The organism is Gordonia alkanivorans (assembly GCF_004011905.1).
GTDB classification, from domain to species: Bacteria; Actinomycetota; Actinomycetes; order Mycobacteriales; family Mycobacteriaceae; genus Gordonia; species Gordonia alkanivorans.
This window is the reverse complement of the sequence record NZ_CP027114.1, coordinates 2,050,032-2,071,095: the sequence shown is the minus strand read 5'-3', so window position 1 is coordinate 2,071,095 and position 21,064 is coordinate 2,050,032. Positions and strand designations below refer to the sequence as shown.

Here is a 21,064-nt window from a genome sequence, read left to right as displayed (position 1 = left end):
TCCCAATGATCTGAAAGTAGTGCTGCTGTCGGTCGCCCGGTAGACCCAGAAATGGGGACTTCTACTGTTCCGGCGCCGATCGACCACTGAATCCCCACCGTTCCCCTTTTTTGCCTACTGATTCCGAACCGGGTAGTCCCTGGACCCGATCCGGATCGACCTATTGTCGACGTTCCGACGGACCTCGGCTCCGGTGCCGTTGGGGCACCGGAAGCCAGCCGTCCTCCACCGCACGCTTGAACAAATCGACCTTGGTCCGGGTCGGCCTGCCGGCGTCTGCATACTTCTGGCGAATGCGTTTGAGGTACTCGTTCACCGTCTCGGCGGACACACCGAGGGCCGCTCCCACGCGCGCCGACGTCTCCCCCGACGCGTACAGGGCCAGCACCTTCTGCAACTGGGGCGAGAGATCGACCGCGGCCAGCTCGGGGTCGCCGTCGACGGCGGCCGCCCACTCGGTGGTGAGGACCGCCCGCCCCTCGGCGGCCGCCCGGATGGCGTCGATGATGACGGACTCCTCCGCCGACTTCAGCACCACTCCGAGCGCACCCGCTCGAGCCGCCGACCTCAGGAGCGCCGGATGCTCCCCGGATGTGTAGATGACCGTGGCAACACCGGCCGCGGACAGCGTGTTGACGTTCTCCCTGGGCGTGGTGCCGTCGTCGAGGCGCAGATCGAGCAGCACGACATCGAGCGGCATCCCCGCGAGCACGCCCGCGACCGTGGACGCCGAGCATGCCAGCGAGATGTCGTCGACCGGGTCGAGCACCCGCTCGATCCCCCAGATCGGCGAGCGGTGATCGTCGACCATCCCCACCCTGATGGCACGGTCCACCGCCGCCGCGTCGTGCGTCGTCACCGCGTGCACCTCGCCGTCTGCGCCTGGCTCGGTGCGGCACCCTTTCGGTGCGGCGATGCGACGTTACCCTCGGGCATCGACGACGCCCCCTTTCGTCGGCTCACCGGGCGGCCTGCACACGTCTCTCAGCAATTACACAGCGTGGCGCGACCGCACACGAGGCGAACCGTATACGACAAGTCGGACATCAGCCGGTTTCCGGCCGGGACCTGCGACAATCCGTCTCGTTTTGTCGCTTCCTGTGTCCACAGGATGGGGGACATCCGCCTTCTCCGACGTCTCCACGACCTGATCATGCAAGACTAGAACACGTTCTAGTCTTGCGTCGAACCGTTCCGGAAGACCCCACGTCAGACCAGTAGAAGGAGTACCGGTGACCGCACCCTCGTCCCACGACATCCTCGGCACCACGGTGACCATGCCCGTCGAGATCCGGCACGCGCAGTGCTTCGTCGCGGGTTTCACCGCAGACGCGGCCGCGGTCCAGCGTGCGATCGACAGCGAGTCCGCACGCCCGGGCACCCTGCGTCCGCTGCGCATCCGACCGGGACGTGCGATGTGCATGCTGGTCTTCGTCGACTACGTCGACGGCGACCTCGGGCCGTACAACGAATTCGGTGTCTGTTTCCTCGTCGACGACCCGTCCCAACCCCCGACCTCGCCTCTCCGCGCGCTCCGCTCTCTCGCGAAGGGCGACGCGCGCGCTCTCGTGCACCGCCTCCCGGTGGACGGTGACTTCACCCTCGCGGCCGGGCGCGGGATCTGGGGCTTCCCCAAGACCCTGGCCGAGTTCGACGTCGACCACGCCTCGTCCACCCGGCACGGTCGGCTCGAGGCAGACGGTTCGCTGATCGCCGACCTGCGGATCAAACCGGGGATCAAGGTCCCGGACACGACCGCAGACACCGTGCTGCACGCCTACTCCCAACTCGACGGCGTCACCCGGCTCACGCCCTGGCGCCTGACCTCGGTGAGCGGGACCCGCACCCGCCTCGGCGGGGCGAGCCTCACGCTCGGCGACCACCCGATCGCCGCCGAACTCCGCTCTCTGCGGCTCGGCCGGCACGCACTGATGACCAGCTCGGTACAGAAGATCACCATGCGTTTCGAGAACCCGACCGTCGTCTGAGTCGCGGTTCCCGGCACCGGGGGTCCCGACGCCGGGGAGAATGGTCGCCATGAGCAATCTTGAGGCCCAGCCGGCCGAGGTCGAATGCCGCACCGACGCCGAGCGCGCGACCAGGTCCGGGCACCTTCATCTGGAGGTCCTCACCGCACGCGACGTACCCCTCGGCGGTCCACGCGCGATGACCGTTCACCGGACCCTCCCCCAACGCTCGCGGTCGCTCATCGGCGCGTGGTGCTTCGTCGACCACTACGGGCCCGACGACGTAGCGAGTACCGGCGGGATGGATGTGCCGCCGCATCCGCATACCGGCCTGCAGACGGTCAGCTGGTTGTTCACCGGCGAGGTCGAGCATCGCGACACGATGGGCAACCACGCGATGGTCCGCCCCGGCGAGATCAACCTGATGACCGCGGGACACGGCATCGCCCACACCGAGGTGTCGACGCCGGAGACCACAGTCCTGCACGGCGTACAGCTGTGGACCGCGCTTCCTGCCGATGCCGTCGACACCCCACGAGACTTCGCCCACCACCGCCCGGACGACGTCGTACTCGACGGGGTCACGGCCAAGGTGTTCCTCGGCGAGCTACTCGGCACCCGGTCGCCGGTGCACACGTTCACGCCGCTGCTGGGCGCCCAGCTCGACTTCGCGCCCGGCGCGACCGTCGACCTCGACGTCGATCCCACCTTCGAGCACGGCATCCTCGTCGACGCCGGGACGATCGAGGTGGCCGACACCGACACTGCACCTCTCCAGCGCACCGAACTGGGTTACGTCGGAGTGGGCGCACAGCGACTGACGCTGACCAACGTCTCCGACGACACCGCCCGCGTGATCCTGCTCGGCGGCACCCCATTCGGCGAGGACATCGTGATGTGGTGGAACTTCATCGGCCGCACGCACGACGAGATCGTCGGATTCCGCGAGGAGTGGATGGCCCACAGTGAACGGTTCGGTCAGGTCCGGGGCTACGACGGCGACATCCAGCACCTGCCCGCACCCGCTTTGCCGCACTCTCGGCTACGTCCCCGGAAGAACACTCCGGGCCGCGCCTGACGCCGAGCCCCGCTCCCGGGGAGGGCCATCACGAAGGGCCGAGCAACCGGGCGAAGTTGGCGATGCCCGCCGCCTCGATCGTCTGTTGGCGCACGTCGGGTCCCATACCACGCGCGTCGTGCTGTGTGTCGCCGACGCGGCTCCGGGTGTCTGACGCGGCACCACCCGCGGCCCGCGGCCCGATGAGCCCTGCGAGTTCGTTTGCCGCACGGTCGATTCGACCACTCAGACCGGAACCGCCCGCCGACTCGGCGCCCGCCCAGTCCTCTGACGCCGCGTACACCCCGGTCGGCACGGTCACGGTTCGCAGGTAGGAGAACAGCGGGCGCAGCGCGTGATCGAGCACCATGGAGTGCCGCGGGCTGCCGCCGGTGGCGGCGATGAGCACGGGCTTGCCGGACATCGCGTCCACGTCGACCAGGTCGAAGAACATCTTGAACAGTCCGCTGTAGGAGGCGTTGAACACCGGGGACGCCACGATCAACGCGTCCGCGGTTTCCACGGCGTCGAGAGCGGCGCGGGCCTGTCCGGAGGCGAACCCGACGGTCATGGCGCGGCCGAGGTCGACGGCCAGATCGCGCAGGTCGATCACCTCGACCTCGACGGCGGCCTCCCGCTCGCCGACGGCGTCGGTCACCGCCGCCGTCATCCGGTCGATCAACATCCGCGTCGACGACGGTTCGGAGAGCCCGCCGTTCACCGCCACGAGGCGCACCGCACCCCCGTTCATGACCGCACCTCGATCTTCTCGCCCTCGCGGCGGGCGGCCACCAGCGAGGCGTGGGTCGGCGCGTCCGGGACGTCGGCGGGCCTGTCCTGAGCGAACCCCTCGCGTAGCTCGGGCAGGACCTCGCCGAGCAGGTCGAGCTGTTCGAGGACGACCTTCAACGGCAGTCCCGCATGGTCGACGAGGAACAGCTGGCGCTGGTAGTCCCCGAAGCTCTCGCGGAACGACAGCGTCTTGTCGACGAATTCGGCCGGGCTGCCCACCGTCAACGGGGTCTGCGAGGTGAAGTCCTCCAGCGACGGTCCGTGGCCGTAGACGGGTGCGTTGTCGAAGTACGGCCGGAACTCGCGCACCGCGTCCTGCGAGCGCGGCCGGATGAAGAACTGTCCACCGAGGCCGACGATGGCCTGGTGGGCCTGGCCGTGTCCGTAGTGCTCGAACCGCTCGCGATAGAAGGCGATGAGCCGCTGGAAGTGTTCCTTCGGCCAGAAGATGTTGTTGGCGAAGAAGCCGTCACCGTAATAGGCGGCCTGCTCGGCGATCTCCGGACTGCGTATCGACCCGTGCCACACGAACGGCGCCACGCCGTCGAGCGGGCGCGGGGTCGAGGTGAACGACGTCAGCGGCGTACGGAACTGCCCCTCCCAGTCGACCACGTCCTCAGTCCACAGCCGGTGCAGCAAGTGGTAGTTCTCGATCGCGAGGGGGATGCCCTGGCGGATGTCCTGGCCGAACCACGGATAGACCGGTCCGGTGTTGCCGCGCCCGAGCATCAGGTCGACGCGTCCGTCGGCGAGATGCTGCAGCATCGCGAAGTCCTCGGCGATCTTCACCGGGTCGTTCGTGGTGATGAGCGTGGTCGCGGTACTGAGCTGCAGACGTTGCGTCTGCGCCGCGATGTAGGCGAGGGTCGTCGTCGGGGACGAGGAGAAGAACGGCTCGTTGTGGTGCTCGCCGAGGGCGAACACGTCGAGGCCGATGTCCTCGGACTTCTTGGCGATCTCGACGATCGCCTTGATCCGTTCGTTCTCGGTGGGCGTCCTGCCCGTGGTGGGGTCCGTCGTGATGTCGCTGACGCTGAAGATTCCGAACTGCATGTCGCGCCTTCCGTTGACTGACGATCGCTGCCGAGGCAGCCTCGACCACCATAACCGGACCGCGGTCCGATTAATTCCGTCAGACCGCTGGGTTAGTGTTGGCTCACTACTCCGCGGTGCCGATCCGCGGAGGCGTCGCATGAAGGGGAATCAATGAAGATCCGGAAGTCCGTCGCCGCCATCGCCCTGGCCGGGTCCGCGCTGTTCGTCGCCACCGCCTGCTCGTCCGAGGACGTGGACGAGGCCACCAGCAAGGTGTCGACCGCAGTCGAGTCCGCCGCATCCGAGGTCTCCACCGCCGCTGGCGACGCGATCGACGAGGTCACCGGCCTCAGCGACTCGAAGGCCCAGGACATCCTGCGCAAGGCCGTCGACCCCGCGACCCCTGCCGACGAGCTGGACTCGGTCGTCGACACCTCGGACCCCGCCACCAAGGCCGCGCTCATCGCCTTCGCAAAGGGTTCGTCGGCCGCCGGCTACACCCCCGAGGTCTACACCGTTAAGGACGTGTCGAAGGACGGTGACAACAAGGCCGTCGCCACGGTGGCCGTCGCCAGCCCGCATGCCCCGGCCCCGGTCGACATCAAGCTCACCTATGTCGACGCCGACGGCGGATGGAAGCTCAGCGGCGATGCTGTCACCCAGCTCGCCGGAATGGCGACCGACCACTGACACCGGCCGGCACCTCCTCGTCGCCGGTAGACTCGCCCGGGTACGGCCCGTCCCGCGAGCCGGCGAGCGAGGAGGTGCCGTGCGCGTCGACATTCCCACCCAGCCGTTCTCACCGGCGATCACCGAACGTCACGAGCGATGGCCCGCGGTCAACGATCTCGACGACTACTCGCTTCCCACCGATCCGGCAGACACTCCCGCCACGTCCGCGCCACGATCGGAGCATTCGGCTCCCGTGTCCCCGGCACGGCCCGTCACGCGCGTAGAGACGCGAGTCCGCCCGGCGCCGGAGGAGCATGCCGCCCTCCCGCCCGTGGGCGACTTCTGGGATCTGGAGAACTCCGCTCCCCCGCCGGTCGCGTTCACGAACCCTCGGTCGGGCCCCGTTGTCCGACCACTGCCGTATTCACCTCCGGTGGTGCATCGCACGGTTGCGCCCGCTGCATCGCTGGCACTGACAACCGGTGTGATCGCGATCCCGATGACCCTGGTCCTCGGACTCGGCGCGATTCTCGGCATGGTCGCCATCGTCTCGGGAATCATCGGTATCAAGCAGATCAACCGGGCGCCGATGAACCGCAAGGGAACCGGCCGCGCCGTCACCGGGATCGTGTGCGGTGTCGGCAGCGTAGTCGTCGGCGGGCCGATTCTGCTGCTCCTGGCGTTGGTCTTCGGTCTCTGACTCAGAACACTTTGCGACGTCGGCCGCCGTCGCCTGCACGTCATGCGGACGACAAGGCCCTCCCGGATCACACCGGGAGGGCCTTGTCGTCTGAAGTGAGCCGGTTCTAGCTGACGGCGCGGAGGCGGGGACGCGCGGGCGCGACCTCTCCGCGCTCGCGGCCCAGCCATGCCTCGATCTCACCGATGACCTGCACCTTCGCGGCCACCGGCTCGATCTCGGCCAGCGATGGTATGCAATGCATCAGGGCCGCGTAGAAGGCTGCGATGTGGGACAGACCCTGCTCGGCGAGCACGATGTCATAGTCCTCTATGCGGTCGGCGAACTCACCGTAGGTGAGTGCCTTGTCCCCCAACCGCACCGCCGTCAGGTGCGGTGTGATCGCACCACGATTCTGGATGTCGTGCAGCAGATCGTCCATGGTCAAACTACCTTTCCCCCCGCCATTTCGGCGTGACCGCGGCGTCCCCGCCTCCCCAGACGTTGGTACGTTGCGGCCCTTCCACACAGTGTGCCCTACCCCACGAAATATGGGGAATGTTGCTTCAGCATCTGTGGCACATTCCACAAGCGGATCTGCAAGGGAAATGTGACTTTATGTTACTGCTGATGCTCCAGTTGCGACAGTTCATTGGGATGCCTTGATTGACTTGTTATTCACGCGGAACCGTCCCGACATTCAGGTAGATCCAAAGCCGGACAAAGCGGCTCAGGAACCTGCTCCCTTGTCGGCTTCCATCGCCTCGATGAGGCTCTTGGGGCGGAGGTCGGTCCAGTTCTGTTCGACGTACTCGAGGCACGCCGCACGACTGTCCTCGCCGAACACCTTGGTCCAACCAGCCGGGATGTCGGCGAACGTCGGCCACAGCGAATGCTGGTTCTCGTCGTTGACGAGCACGTAGAAGCGGCCGTCCTCGTCATCAAATGGATTCGTCATGTACTTCCTTTCTCCATCGGCCGGACTACCGGCCAGTTATTCCTGGTGACCTCGTCACCAGACTTGTTGTGTGAATTGCGGCAGGGTTATTCCCGCAGTAACCCTCCCAGGACCAGGATTATGACGATGATGTCACGGTGAGCTCCTCACTCGGCAGTGCCTTGACCGTCCTGCAACAAGGCGTCTATCGCAACCAATTGACGTTCAAGCTCCGGACCGATCACGGCCAAGGCCTCCGCATTGGCCATACCCAGGTGATGAGTCGCCACGTCGACATTCTTGATGGCTCCCCCTACGAACGGTCGCCAAGCTGCGGCCACCGTGGCTGGGTTCTCTTTGTCCGCGGTCGCAGTGAAGACATACATGTGGGCGTCAAGGAAACCCGGCCGGTATCCCATAACGACCTGGTCGGAGGAGGCAAAGCTGTCCATGATCCGCTCCACCTGCTCCTCGGCGAGCAGTCCCATGCCTGCGATCTGAGTTCGGATGATTGCGGATACCTCCTCCGGAGTGCTCGCTTGCACGTCGTCGCCGAGGTCAAAAAGTTCTCGCCAGCCGCCGAGAACATCGACCACCGCAGAACCATCAGGATCGACCCGTGCGGTGCCCTCCGCGACGACGACATCCTCTTGAGGACTCTCGTGCCCGACGATGACTGGTTCGCCCTCGGGCCTGGAATCCATCACGCCCAGGTAAGCGACATCTTCTCCGAGCTCACGCAGCTGCGTGGCCATCGCGTGAGCGATGACGCCGCCGACTGACCATCCGAGCAGATGATAAGGCCCGCGCGGTTGGATCTGCCGAATCTCCTCCACATACCGCGTCGCGAGTTCGCGGGCGTCAGTGATGCTCGGCTCGCCGGTCACCACGTGCGGATCCTGCAATCCGTAGATCGGCCGGTCTGCCAGGTACGGGGCAAGACCTCCGTAGAACCATGCGAGACCGCCTGCGGGATGGACGCAGAACAGCGGGGCTCGTGCACCCTGTGCACGCAGTGTGATCACGATGTCGCCGCTGACGTCGTTGTTTGCCGCAATCCTCGCCGCGATCCCCTTCACGGTCGCGTCGCTGAAGAGCCAGGCCAGTTCGACTCGGAGCCCGTGATGCTCGCGGATTTGCGCCACCACGCGCGCCGCCGCCAGCGAGTTACCTCCGAGATCGAAGAACGACTCGGTGATCCCGACGCGTTCGACCCCGAGAATTTCGGCAAACACGGCTGCCACCGCGCGCTCGACTTCTGTTTCGGGCGCGACGTACTCGGCCGCCGAAACCTGAGGCCGGGGCAGGTCTCGTCGACTGACCTTGCCTGCAGAACTCAACGGCATGGCGTCGAGAAGCATCCACATACTGGGGCGCATGTACTCGGGCAAGTACCGCGACACCTGTTCCTTCGCGGCATCCACGTCCACCGTTGCCGGCGAAACGTAGGCAACGAGCTGGTCGCCGGCACGGGAAGTCGCGACCGTAACGGCGACGTGGACGACGTCAGGCACCTGAGCGATGACCATCTCTATTTCGCCGAGTTCCAGCCGCTGCCCCCTCAGCTTGACCTGGAAGTCGACTCGCCCCAAGTACTCGAGCGCGCCCGCGTTGTTCCAGCGCACTCTGTCCCCGGTTCGATACAGGCGCGAACCGGGTTCGCCGAACGGATCTGCGATGAACCGCTCCGCAGTCAGCTTCGGCTGACCGACGTATCCTCGCGCGATCTGGACCCCGCCCAGATACATCTCACCCGAGACACCCGGGGGCACCGGGCGCAGCCGCTCGTCAAGCACGTACGTCGTCGTGTTCCGCACGGGTCGACCGATGGGTACCGTCGATTCATCGGCCAGCACCTGGTACGCGGTGACGTCAACGGCCGCTTCGGTCGGTCCGTAGAGGTTGTGGAGTTCGCCCGACGGCAGAGACGCGAGGACCTCTCGCGCGGTCGGAGCGGTAAGCGCTTCACCCGACGTGAACACCAATCGCACCGAGTCAAGCCGTGCAAGCCCGTTCGCGCCGAGGACCTCGACGAAAGTCGACAGCATCGACGGCACGAAGTGCATCACCGAGACGCCATACTCCTGGGCCACCTCGGCCAGATAGTCGGGCTCGCCGTGGCGGTCGGGTTCGGCGACCACCAGCGTCGCTCCGACCATGAGCGGCCAGAACAGCTCCCAGACCGAAACGTCGAAGGTGTACGGCGTCTTCTGGATGACGACGTCTTCTGAGTCGATGGGGTAGGCGTTCTGCATCCACGCAAGCCGATTGGCGATGGCTGCATGTGAGACGGTCACGCCCTTGGGGACGCCGGTCGACCCCGAAGTGAACAGCGTGTAAGCAGCATGTTCACCGCGGAGCGGCTGTCGCCGTTCCGCCGCCGTCAACGGCGACTGCTTCGATCCGACCGCGTCATCACACCTCACCTCTCGAACGTCGATCCCGAGTGAATCGGCGACCTCCGCGACCTGTGGCGCGTCGGACGGATCTCGCATCAACATCGTCTTGACACCAGCCGTTGTGAGCATGTCTCGCGTCCTGTCGACAGGCGTGTAGACGTCCACCGGTACGTACTGCCCACCTGCAGCCGAGATGGCATGGATCGAAACAATCATCTCCACCGACCGTGGGATGCAAACCGCCACCGGGGTATCCGGCGACAGGCCGGCATCGATGAGTTCGCGTGCGAGCATTGCCACCCGCGCTCCGAACTCCCGGTACGACACCCGGCGCTCGCCGACGATGAGTGCCGTGCGGCGTGAGCCCGACCTCACCGCACTCCCGATCCTGTCGGGGATCAGAACCGGATCGTGCGCCGCCGACGGTCCTCGTGACCACTCAGATGTGAGGCGGTCTTCGTCCTCTGAGGCGAAGGCGACATTCGCAACCGCCTCATCCGGTGTCGACGTCAGGTCGGCCAGGACACGGATGAATCGGTCCGCGAGCCCGACGACCGTCGACTCGTTGAACAGGTCGGCGGCGTAAGTCAGCGTGCCGCTCCAGTTGTTCCCCGGCTCACCGGCACCGACTGTGACGGTCAGGTCAACCTGGGCGGGCACCTCCGGTGGTGCGACGGACGAAACCGTGAGTCCGGCGAGTTCGGCACCAACGAGTTCCGGCGCCACGGTCGCCGCGACAGCGGACTGGTCGAAGGTAAGCATCACCTGGGTAAGCGGCGAGAACCCCTGTGACCGGGCGGGATTGAGCGCATCGACCAGGGTCTCGAATGGCACGTCTGAATGCGCGAAGGCATCCAGATCGGTTGTACGCACCGCGTCGAGCAACGCCGTGAAGCTCTGGCCCGGATCATAACCGGTACGGAGGACCAAGGTGTTGACGAACATGCCGACCAGCGGGTCGAGTGCTCGCTGACCGCGACCCGCAATCGGAGTACCGATCGCGATGTCGTCGCTCGATGAGAGACGCGCCAGGACTACCGACAGCGCGGCGTGGACCACCATGAACGGCGTCACCCCATGATCGGCCGCGATCGTCGCGACGCGGGCGGTCACCTCAGCGGGGATCTCGAACCCCACTTGTCGACCGCGGTGGGATGCAACCGGCGGACGAGGTCTGTCGGTCGGTAGTCCGAGTACGTCCGGCAGGTCGGCGAGCTGCTCCGTCCAGTAGGCCAGTTGGGCGCCCACCACGGAATGCTCGTCGTCGGGGGCTCCCAAGACTGCGTGTTGCCAGATGGCGTAGTCGGCGAACTGCACCTCGAGTGGCGCGAATTCGGGAGTGAGACCTGAACTTCTGGCCGCGTACGCGGTTGCGATGTCCCCGACAAGCGGACCCATCGACTGCCCGTCCGCCGCAATGTGGTGCAAGACGAGCGCGAAAACGTGCGCGTCGACATCGGTCTTCCACAGCCGGGCTCGGAGCGGCCACTGATCGGACACGTCGAAGCCGGTTGTGATCGCGGTTTCGAACTCAACCTGCGTGTCGACTACGCGCCAGTCCAGGCGCGCCTCGACCTCGCCGGGATCCGAGACCGACTGGAACGGGAAACCCTCGTGTGCGGGGAACGTGGTCCGCAGAATCTCGTGCCGCTGAACCACGTCCACCAGTGCCCGTCGCAAAGCGTCCACATCCAGCGGTCCGGTGAAGCGCAACATCGCCGGGATGTTGTAGGTGATCGCCTGCGGTTCCAGCTGATTGATGAACCACATCCGTTGCTGCGCGAAAGACAGCGGAATACGCTCCGGACGAGGTGATACCGCCACCACCGACGCAAGTGCGGCTCCGCTTCTCGTCGAAGCGGCGACGAGACCACGAACCGTCGGCGTCTCGAACACCTGTCGGACCGATACATCAACCCCGAGCACATCCGACACCCGCGCGGCCAGTCGCATCGCCGAGAGTGAGTTGCCGCCGATGTCGAAGAACGACGCCGTGACACTGATTGCCTCGAGGCCGAGTACGTCGGCGGCCACCGACGCGACCGCACGCTCGGCCCCGGATGTCGGTGCCACGAATTCGTCGGCCGAACCGCCGAAGTCGGGGTCGGGCAACGCCTTGCGGTCCAGCTTGCCCGCCGAGCTGAGCACGACGTCGTCGATCAGCATCCACACCGTCGGCCGCATGTACTCAGGGAGCGATTCCGCGACAGCGGATTGCACTATCCGAAGGTCTACCGAAGACGGGGCGACATACCCCACCAGCTGCTGTCCGCCGGCCGGGGTGGTGGCCACGGTGGCAGCCGTGTGGACCACGCCCGGAACAGCCGCGATCACCGACTCGATCTCGCCGAGCTCAATGCGCTGTCCGCGCAGCTTCACCTGGAAATCGGTGCGGCCCAGGTACTCGATCGCACCCGAGGTGTTCCACCGAACCAGATCGCCCGTGCGGTACAGCCGCGAACCCGGTTTGCCGAACGGGTCGGCGACGAACCGCTCCGCGGTCAGTCCCGGCTGTCCCGCGTATGCCCGGGCGACCTGCACTCCCCCGAGGTATAGCTCACCGGGCACCCCGGCCGGAACCGGCCGCAGGCGCGCGTCGAGCACCCAGGTGGCGGTGTTCCATACCGGCACTCCGATCGGGATCACCCGCGGGGCCGAGGAGACATCTGCGTATGCGACCTCGACGGCGGCCTCCGTCGGCCCGAAGAGATTGTGCACCTGGGCCCACGGCCAGATCTGTCGCACCGCTGCGACGACGGCGGGCGGCAACGCCTCCCCCGAGGCGAACACCCACTTGACCGTGGTCAACTGGCGAAGACGTTGCGCCGGGACGACATCCAGGAACACCGACAGCATCGACGGCACGAAGTGCACGGAGGTCACATGCTGCTCACCGATCAGATCGGCGATGTAGGCGGGATCGGCATGTCCGCCCGGCGCCGCCAGCACCATCGTCGCGCCGGCCAGCAGTGGTCCGAACAACTCCGGCACCGACACGTCGAAGGTGTACGGCGTCTTCTGCACCACCCGGTCCGACGAACCCCAGGGATATTCCGACAGTCCCCAGCGCAGACGGTTCGACACCGATCGGTGCGACACCGTCACGCCCTTCGGTCGACCCGTCGACCCCGAAGTGAACAACGTGTAGAGCGCGTGATCGGGACGCAGCGGGGAGATCCGGTCGGCGTCGCTCACCGGCACGACCGCCGGGTCGACGTCCCCGGTGGTGTCCACGGCGACGATCCGGACGGTGTCCGACAGTTCGGCGAGGGATTCGGGCCTCGCGTCCGAGGCTGTCAGCACCACGTGCACGTCCGCGGTCTCGATCATGTAGCCCACTCGATCGGCCGGTGCGCCGGTGTCGATCGGCACATACTGGCCCCCCGCAGCGACGACCGCATGAATGGCGACGACCATCTCCACCGAACGACCGATGCAGACTCCGACGGCGACGTCCGGGCCGACGCCCAGACCGATGAGTTCACGAGCAAGGACGTTCACCCGCGCACCGAACTCGGCGTAGGAGACACTGCGACCCTCGAAAACGACGGCCGGCACCGCGGGTCCGGCCGCCACGACGGCGGCGACCGCGTCAGCGACAGTCGAATCCGCCACTGCCACATCGCGTCCGGTGGACCGCTCGGCGATCGGTTCGAGCGAGGCAGCGGACGCCAGTCGCACGTCCGCGCTCGGCAGATCAGGCTGAGTCGCCATGCTGCGCAGGATCTCGACGAGTGTGTCCCGGAAGACATGCACCTGCGCATCGTCGAATGCACCGGGCAAGTATTTGAGTTTGAGGGTCAGTCGGCCGCCGGACTGCGAGGTGATCAGGTTCAGCGGGTAGTGGGTCGCGTCGCGCGTCGACACGTCGCGGATGTTCAGGCCTTCGCCGGTGTCGGCGGTCGCCACCGAGTCGGTGTCGACGGGATAGGACTCGTGCACGGTGAGGGTGTCGAATCCGACCGGAGCACCGCTCGCCGCGATGATCTCCGGGAGGCCCAGATACTGATGATCGAGCACCGACACCTTGTCGGCCTGGACCTTTTCCAGCACCTCGATCACCGTTGCCCGCGGATCCACGTCCACCACGGCCGGCAACGTGTTGATGAACAGACCGACCATCGACTCCACACCGTCGAGATCGGCCGGACGACCCGACACCGTCTCGCCGAAGGTCACCACCCGGTTGCCGGTCAGGCGGGACAGCAGCACTGCCCACGCCACCTGCAGGACGGTCGCAACCGTTGCACCGTGGGTACGCGCGACTGCCTCGATCGCCGAGCTCAGGTCTTCGTCGAGCAAAACCGAGGAATCCCGCGGCAGGAGGTCGGCGGTCGCCTCGGTCCCCGAGGCGACGAGGGTCGGTCCCTCCACGGGTGCGAGGACCCGGGACCATGCGGCCAGGCCGTCCCGGTCGTCGACCGCCCCGATGTGGGCCAGGTAATCGGAGAAGTCCTGACGGGAGTCGGATATCTGCCCCGTGTAGGTGGCTCCGGTTGCGTAGAGAGCCAGCAGATCCGCCAGGACCAGAGGACCCGACCAGCCGTCGAACAGAATGTGGTGGTTGGTGATCACCACGCTCACGCCGTCCGTGTGGCGCGCCGCGACCACGCGAAGGAGTGGCGGTGCGGCCAGATTGAACGGGATGAGACGTTGCGCGTCCTCGATCGTGGCCACGGCCGCAGTCACCTCGTCGGGTCCGACGGCGTCGATGTCCACCGTCTCCCAGGGCACGGGCGCGGACGCCGGGATGACAGCCACCGTGGATCCGCTCGACGTCCGCACGAAACCGGAACGCAGGGATCGGTGATGGGCCAGCAGGTCATCGGTGGCCCGACGCAGACGATCCAGATCGATCTCCCCGCCGAGATGAATCACCGCCTGGGTGACGTACACGTCGACCGTGTCGTCTCCCGCGAGCGCCGCCTGGAAGTACAGGCCGCGCTGCAGCGGTGACAACGGCCAGACCGCCGACCCCGGGTACGCGGCTTCGATCTCGTCCAGGTCGTCCTGTGTGACATCGCCGCCGCGTACGTCCGAGGGCGACAGTCCGGGATCGCCGTGCGCGGCGAGATGGTCGACGAGCAGGGACAGTTCCTCCGACCAGCGCGACGCGATGTCGCGGACGTCGTCGCCCGACAGGATGCGTTGCGGGAAGCGAAAATCGGCGGACAGAGTGCGACCCTGGAGGCCGACGGTCGTACCGGCGTTGACCGTGAGGGTGGCCATCGCGGCCATCCTGCCGTCGACGGTCGACGGCAGGAAGGGAGCGTCACCTGCCGGCAGCCACGAATCGAGCTGGACGGTCGGCGCGCCGGTGCCGGCCGTCTGGTCCTCGACGCCTGTACCGCCTCGGTTTCCGAGGTAGTTGAATGCGATCGACGGGAGCGGCCGGCGTGCCAGTGGGGTGTCCGCGCCGTAACGCAGCTGTCCGAAACCCACACCGTGGTCGGGTGCGGCAAGGCGTGCTTCCTTCGCCGACTTCACGGCGTGCACGACGTCGGCGGTGGGGTCGATCGCGACCGGTGCGATCGTGGTGAACCAGCCGACGGTCCGGGACAGGTCGGCCCGGCGTGGGTCCGCTCCCTTCTCGACGACGTCCTCGTAGCGGCCGTGTCCTTCCGACAGGATCGACACGGGCGCGCGGTCCCCCAGACCGCGGTCGGCCTGCCAGGACCGCACGGCACGCCCCAGCGTGGCGAGGAGGACGTCGTCGACGTTGCCGCCGAAGGCCTCGGGAACGCTCGTCACGACCGCTTCGGTGACCTCTGCCGGGATCTGATGGACGACCGACGCCGTGGTGGCGTAGCGATCCTGTTCGGGGTCGAAGGCGGTTCCGAAGTCGGTGGGCCGCTCCGGGAGTTGCGTCAGCCAGTGATCGACCTCGCCGCTGCGCAGAGAGGTCTGCGCGTCCAGCGCATGTGACCAGGCGCGGGCGGAGGTCTGTTCGGCGCGAACCGAGATCGGGTGACCATTGGACCGCTGGGCCCAGACGGTCACGAGGTCTTCGATGAGGATCGGCCACGACACCGCGTCGACGCCGAGATGATGGATGACGAGCACGATTCGCCCGGCACCGGAGGCATCGGTGACCAGCACCGCCTGCACGAGGTTGCCCGTCGAGGGGTCGAGACGCCCGGCGGCCTCGACATGGGCCGCACGCACCTCGTCGGCGAAGGCCTGTGTGCCCACCAGCGCGTCGACACGACGGGCATGCACCGCCGACACCGGATCGAACGGCGTCCCCGTGGTCAGCTTCCAGCGGTCGTCGTCGAGGTGCAGCCGCGCGGTCAGCATAGGATGCGCGGTGACCACCGCGGTGAGCACCTCGCCCACGGCCTCGTCGGTCGCTCCAGCCGGGGCGATGAGCACCATCGACTGATTGAAATCAGCGAAATCACCGGCGCTGGAAGATGACTCGACCATCCAGGACACGATCGCCGGTAGCGGTAGATCACCGACGGGACCGCCGGTCGGCTCGTCGAGGACGGGCAGTTGCGTGCCGCCGGCCGACACCGCCTGCGCCATCGCACGGATCGTCTTGTGTTCGAAGATCTCTCGTGGCGACAACACCAACCCCGAGGCCTTGGCTGCCGAGGCCAGCTGGATCGACATGATCGAATCACCGCCGAGTGCGAAGAACGACTCGGTGACACTGACCCGATCCAGACCCAGCAGACCCGCCACGATCGACGCCAGGACCTCTTCGGTCGAATTCGACGGCGCGACGTGGTCGTCGAAATCGGTCGACGTCTCGGGGGCCGGAAGGGCCCGACGATCGAGCTTGCCACCCGGGGTCACCGGGAGTTCTTCGAGCACCATCGCGACCGGGGGCACCATGTGCCCCGCCAGGCGTGTGGCGGCAGCCGCCAGCACCGCGTCGACGTCGACCTCGACCGGCGCGTCGTCGACCCGGGCGGCGACGAGGTAGGCCACGAGGCGAGTGCGCCCCGAGTCGTCGCGGTGGCCGAGTACGACCGCCGAGTCCACGCCCGGCTGGTCGGCGAGTACCGTCTCGATCTCCCCGAGTTCCACGCGTTGCCCGTTGATCTTGACTTGGTCGTCAGCACGTCCGGCGAATTCGATCTCGCCGTCACCCGTGAGTCGCACCATGTCGCCGGTGGCGTACATCCGCCGTCCCGGTTCCGACGAGAACGGATCTGCGACAAACGATGCCGCCGTCTGTCCCGCCCGTCCGAGATAACCGCGAGCCAACGAGTCCGGTGCACTCAGATAGAGCTCACCGACCACACCCCTGGGCACCTGGTGCAAGCGTCCGTCCAGCACGTACGCCGAGAACCCACGCACCGGACGGCCGATCGTCACGCGTCGGCCCGGCTCCGTGCGGCCGGTACTCGACCACACGGTCGCCTCTGACGGTCCGTAGAAGTTGAACATCCGGCGGCCCGGTACCCCGGCCCACCGTTCCACCAGCTCCGGGGGACACGCCTCACCGCCGGTCACCAGGTTGCGAAGGCTGCGCCCGCGAGCCGGGTCCACCGTGGCCAGCACGGTCGGCGTGATGAGCGTGTCGGTGACCCGGTCGCGTTCGAGGATGCGGCCCAGCGCGTCTCCCGCGTACTCCGAGGCCGGCGCGATCACCAGAGTGTGGCCCAGACCGATCGACCACATCATCTCCAGCACGGATGCATCGAAACTCGGTGAGGCGACGTGCAGTACCCGCACGTCCGGGTTGTCCGCCGGGGTTCCCGACACCTCGCCGAGCGCATCGATGAAATTGGCGATGCCGCGATTCGTCACCCCGACTGCCTTGGGGCGACCGGTCGATCCGGAGGTGTAGACGAGATATGCCAGGTTGTCCAGACGCACGGGAGCGCGTCGGTCGTCCTCCGTGACCGGCGCACCGGACACCGTGACATTCGCCGACATCTCGTCGATGTCGAGCCACTCGCACGACGACTCGCCCAGCCTCGGCCGGGTCGCGATATCCGTGATCCCCCACCGCACGCCGGAATCGGCAATCATGTAATCGATACGGTCCTGCGGGTAGGACGGGTCGATCGGCACGTAGGCCGCCCCGGTCCGGACCACTCCGAACACCGCGATCACCGATGCGATCGAGCGCTCCAGACCTACCGCAACGATGTCATCGGGGCCGACCCCGTGCGCGATGAGCTGCCGCGCAACACGGTTGGTGCGTTCGTCGAACTCTGCGTAGGAGACCTCGGCGCCGTCACACACCAGCGCCGCCCGCACTGGATTCGCCGGCCGTGAGGCCAGCACCTCCACGAGAGTCCGGGGCTCGGTCACGCCGCCGTCGTCGGCCGTACCGAATCCGCCCACCGACTTCCTACTCGGACGCATCCAGTCCAGGGCGAGCTCGTCGAGGATGTCCACGTCTCCGATCGCCTCCTGCGGGTCGGTGACCATCGCGGTGATGACCTGCAGCCAGACGCTCGCGAATCGCTGTACGGTCGCATCGTCGAATAGCGATGTCGCGTACAAGAAGTTCACCGCCATCGGGGCGTCCGCCGAACGGTCGGTCACACCAACGGTGAGCTCGAACTTGGCGACGGGTTCGGCCGTGGCCAGGGCCTGGGCGTCGAGGCCTGCAGTTGCCAGCGCACCCGACGCATGACGAGTATCGCCGGATTCGTGGGTGAACGCGATCTGCACCAGTGGCTGATATGCCGTCGAACGCTCCGGTGCCAGTTCCTCGACCAGATCGTCGAACTGCACATCAGAGTTGGCGAATGCGTCCACGTCCACCGACCGCACGGTGCGCACGAAGTCGGCCAGCGACCGAGCCGGATCGACGGGCGTCCGCAACACCAGGGTGTTCACGAACATGCCGATGAGATCCTGCAGGGCGGCATCGTTGCGACCCGCGATCGGTGCACCGATCACCACATCCGTCGTCGCGGCCAGCCGCGACACCGCGACCGCGAGCGCCGCGTGGGACACCATGAACGGCGTCACCTCGTGCTCGCGCGCGAAGGCCTCGAGCGCTTCGGCGACCGCGTCGTCGACTGTGGTCGAGACGAGCGCGGCCGCGGTGTCCAGGACACCCGGACGCGGACGATCCATGGGAAGGTCGGTGACCGCCGGCAGATCCGCCAGAGCGGCTCGCCAGTAGGCGAGTTCGGCGCCCATCGGCGAGTCCGGGTCCTGGGCGTCACCGAGGACCGACCGCTGCCACAGTGCGTAGTCGGCGTACTGGACGGGAAGCGCCGGCAGCTCCTGGGTCCCGCCGCTCACTCGGCGCATGTATGCGGCGAGCAGTTCCCGGACAAACACCGGGTTCGATTCACCATCGAAGGCGATGTGATGGGCGGTGACCACGATGTCGACGGTTCCGTCCGCGTTCGACTTCAGACGTCCACGGATCGGGAGATCTCGCGTCACGTCGAAGCCTCGGGTCGCCGACCCGATCAGTTCCTCGTCGTCACCGTCTTCCAGCCAGTCGAGCATCTCGCGGGCGCGGTCTGCGGGGACGATCTGCTGGTACGGCCCCCCGGGGTCGGACGGGTACACGGTCCGGAGCACCTCGTGACGTTCGATCACGTCACCGACCGCGTCGCGGAGCGCCGCCCGGTCGAGGTCGCCCGTCAGCCGTAGACCCATCGGAATGTTGTAGGCCGGTGACTCGGGGTCGAACTGGTTGATGAACCACATCCGCGCCTGTGCGGTGGAGAGCGGCAACCGCTCGGGTCGCTCACCTGCCGTCAGCCGGGCGAGGGTGCGCCCCCTCCCGGCGACGGCGAGTACGAGTTCGCGTACAGACGGCGTGTCGAAGAGGTCGCGCACCGAGACGTCGAGATCGAGGGTGTCCGCCAACCGCGCCGCGACGCGGGTCGCCGACAGCGAGTTCCCGCCGAGTTCGAAGAACGACTCGACGACGCTGATCTGCTCGAGTCCGAGCACGTCGGCGTAGACGGCCGCGACCATCGCCTCCATGTCGGATTCCGGGGCGACGTACTCCGCCACACCGACCTCGGGCAGCGGCAGCTCGCGACGGGCCACCTTACCCGCACTGTTGAGCGGCATGCGCTCGAGAGGCATCCACACCGTCGGACGCATGTACTCCGGCAACGCACGCGTCACCGCCGCGCGTACCAGGTCGAGGTCGACCGTCGCCGGCGCCACGTAGGCGACGAGTTGGTCGTCCGCGCCGGCACGCGCCACCGTCGCCGCCGCGTGCACGACGCCCGGGACAGCCGAGATGACCGATTCCACCTCACCGAGTTCCAGCCGCTGACCGCGGAGCTTGACCTGGAAGTCGGTGCGGCCCAGGTACTCGATCTCCCCCGAGGCGTTCCACCGGACGAGATCGCCGGTGCGGTAGAGCCGCCCGCCGTCGGTGCCGTACCGATCCGCGACGAACCGTTCCGAGGTGAGACCGGCCTGTCCCGCATACCCGCGCGCCAGCTGCACGCCGCCGAGGTACAGCTCCCCGGGAACCCCGGCGGGGACGAGTTGGAGGCGTGCGTCCAGAACGTAGGTCGACGTGCTCGGGACCGGCACACCGATCGGGACGACCGACTCGCCGGGCACCACCTCGTGGGCCGTCACGTCGACCGCGGCCTCGGTGGGACCGTAGAGGTTGTGCAGCTCGACCGCGGGGAGGGCGGACAGCACCGCCTGTGCGGTGGCCGGATTCAGCGCCTCGCCCGACGTGAACATCAGCCGCAGCGACACGAGACCGCCGGCGCGGACCGGACCGAGGACGTCGAGGAAGGTCGCCAGCATCGACGGTACGAAGTGGACGACCGAGATTCGCTCGGACGCGACGACGTCGGCGAGGTAGAAGGGGTCGCCGTGCCGATCGGGCTCGGCGATGACCAGCGTGGCACCGACGGCCAGCGGCAGGAACAGCTCCCACACCGACACGTCGAAGGTGACGGGGGTCTTCTGGAGGAAGACGTCCGACTCCTTGATCGAATACCACTCGCGCATCCAGCCGAGACGGTTGACGATCGCCCGGTGAGACACCGTCACGCCCTTCGGCCGTCCCGTCGAACCCGAGGTGAACAGCGTGTAGGCGGCGTGATCCGGCTGCAGCGGGACCCGGCGTTCCTCGTCCGAGATCGGCGGGGTCGCGAGGTCGACGTCCTCGGAGGCGTCGACAGCGAAGGTGCGCACGGACTCGCCGAGCGCCTCGACCACCGCCGGTGAACCCTCGGCCCCAACGAGCACGATCCGCGCCCCGGAGGTCTCCAGCATGTAGCTCGCGCGCTCCACCGGTGCAGATGTGTCCAGCGGCACGTAGTGGCCGCCGGCGGCCACCACGGCGTGGATGCCGACCAGCATCTCCACTGATCGCTCGATGCAGACCCCGACGGCGACGTCGGGTCCGACGCCGGCCGCCATCAGCTCCCGGGCGAGCACGGAGACACGCGCCCCGAACTCCGCGTACGAGACCCGACGGGCCCCGAACACCAGCGCGGGTGCGCCGGCGGTCCCGGACAGCTGAACCAGATCGGTCATCGTCGTGTCTCCTTCGACAGGTACGGCGCGCCCGCCGACGTCCGGTTCGGACGGTGGCGGGCACCGGTGCGTGCGGCT

At 67.2% G+C, this 21,064-nt stretch carries 10 protein-coding genes; 4 read left to right on the top strand and 6 right to left on the bottom strand.

Annotated elements, in window-relative coordinates:
* Window positions 1-160: 160 nt before the first annotated feature.
* Window positions 161-811, bottom strand: a complete 651-nt coding sequence (locus C5O27_RS09210) for a helix-turn-helix transcriptional regulator (protein ID WP_127963806.1) — start codon at window positions 809-811, stop codon at window positions 161-163.
* Window positions 812-1,232: 421 nt separating this feature from the next.
* On the opposite strand from C5O27_RS09210, the gene C5O27_RS09205 reads away from it, so the two are divergent.
* Both C5O27_RS09205 and C5O27_RS09200 read left to right on the top strand, forming a co-directional pair.
* Window positions 1,233-1,988 (top strand): acetoacetate decarboxylase family protein, encoded by a 756-nt coding sequence (locus C5O27_RS09205; RefSeq protein WP_127962558.1) that lies wholly within the window; start codon window positions 1,233-1,235, stop codon window positions 1,986-1,988.
* 49 nt (window positions 1,989-2,037) lie between these two features.
* Entirely contained in the window at window positions 2,038-3,045 is a 1,008-nt protein-coding gene (locus tag C5O27_RS09200; RefSeq protein WP_127962557.1) for a pirin family protein, read from the top strand.
* Between the two features lie 28 nt (window positions 3,046-3,073).
* On the opposite strand, the gene C5O27_RS09195 is transcribed toward C5O27_RS09200, so the two are convergent.
* Both C5O27_RS09195 and C5O27_RS09190 read right to left on the bottom strand, forming a co-directional pair.
* Window positions 3,074-3,775 (bottom strand): FMN reductase, encoded by a 702-nt coding sequence (locus tag C5O27_RS09195; RefSeq protein WP_127962556.1) that lies wholly within the window; start codon window positions 3,773-3,775, stop codon window positions 3,074-3,076.
* Window positions 3,772-4,869 carry an LLM class flavin-dependent oxidoreductase gene (locus C5O27_RS09190; RefSeq protein ID WP_127962555.1) on the bottom strand — a complete coding sequence of 366 codons (1,098 nt, stop codon included), beginning with the start codon at window positions 4,867-4,869 and terminating at the stop codon, window positions 3,772-3,774. The genes C5O27_RS09195 and C5O27_RS09190 overlap by 4 nt, the downstream gene beginning before the upstream one ends.
* Before the next feature lie 153 nt (window positions 4,870-5,022).
* Here C5O27_RS09190 and C5O27_RS09185 point away from each other — a divergent pair, with 153 nt between their 5' ends.
* Window positions 5,023-5,541 (top strand): MTB12 C-terminal domain-containing protein, encoded by a 519-nt coding sequence (locus C5O27_RS09185; protein WP_006867031.1) that lies wholly within the window; start codon window positions 5,023-5,025, stop codon window positions 5,539-5,541.
* 79 nt (window positions 5,542-5,620) lie between these two features.
* Window positions 5,621-6,223, top strand: coding sequence for a DUF4190 domain-containing protein (locus C5O27_RS09180; protein ID WP_127962554.1), 603 nt, complete (start codon window positions 5,621-5,623; stop codon window positions 6,221-6,223).
* 106 nt (window positions 6,224-6,329) lie between these two features.
* Here C5O27_RS09180 and C5O27_RS09175 read toward each other — a convergent pair whose 3' ends face one another.
* From C5O27_RS09175 to C5O27_RS09165, 3 genes are all read right to left on the bottom strand, one after another.
* On the bottom strand, window positions 6,330-6,644 hold the full coding sequence (locus tag C5O27_RS09175) for a hypothetical protein (RefSeq protein WP_127962553.1): 315 nt from the start codon (window positions 6,642-6,644) through the stop codon (window positions 6,330-6,332).
* Between the two features lie 288 nt (window positions 6,645-6,932).
* Entirely contained in the window at window positions 6,933-7,160 is a 228-nt protein-coding gene (locus tag C5O27_RS09170) for an MbtH family protein (RefSeq protein WP_024497698.1), read from the bottom strand.
* A 146-nt stretch (window positions 7,161-7,306) separates the two neighbouring features.
* Window positions 7,307-20,986, bottom strand: coding sequence for a non-ribosomal peptide synthetase (locus C5O27_RS09165; protein ID WP_127962552.1), 13,680 nt, complete (start codon window positions 20,984-20,986; stop codon window positions 7,307-7,309).
* Window positions 20,987-21,064: the final 78 nt, after the last annotated feature.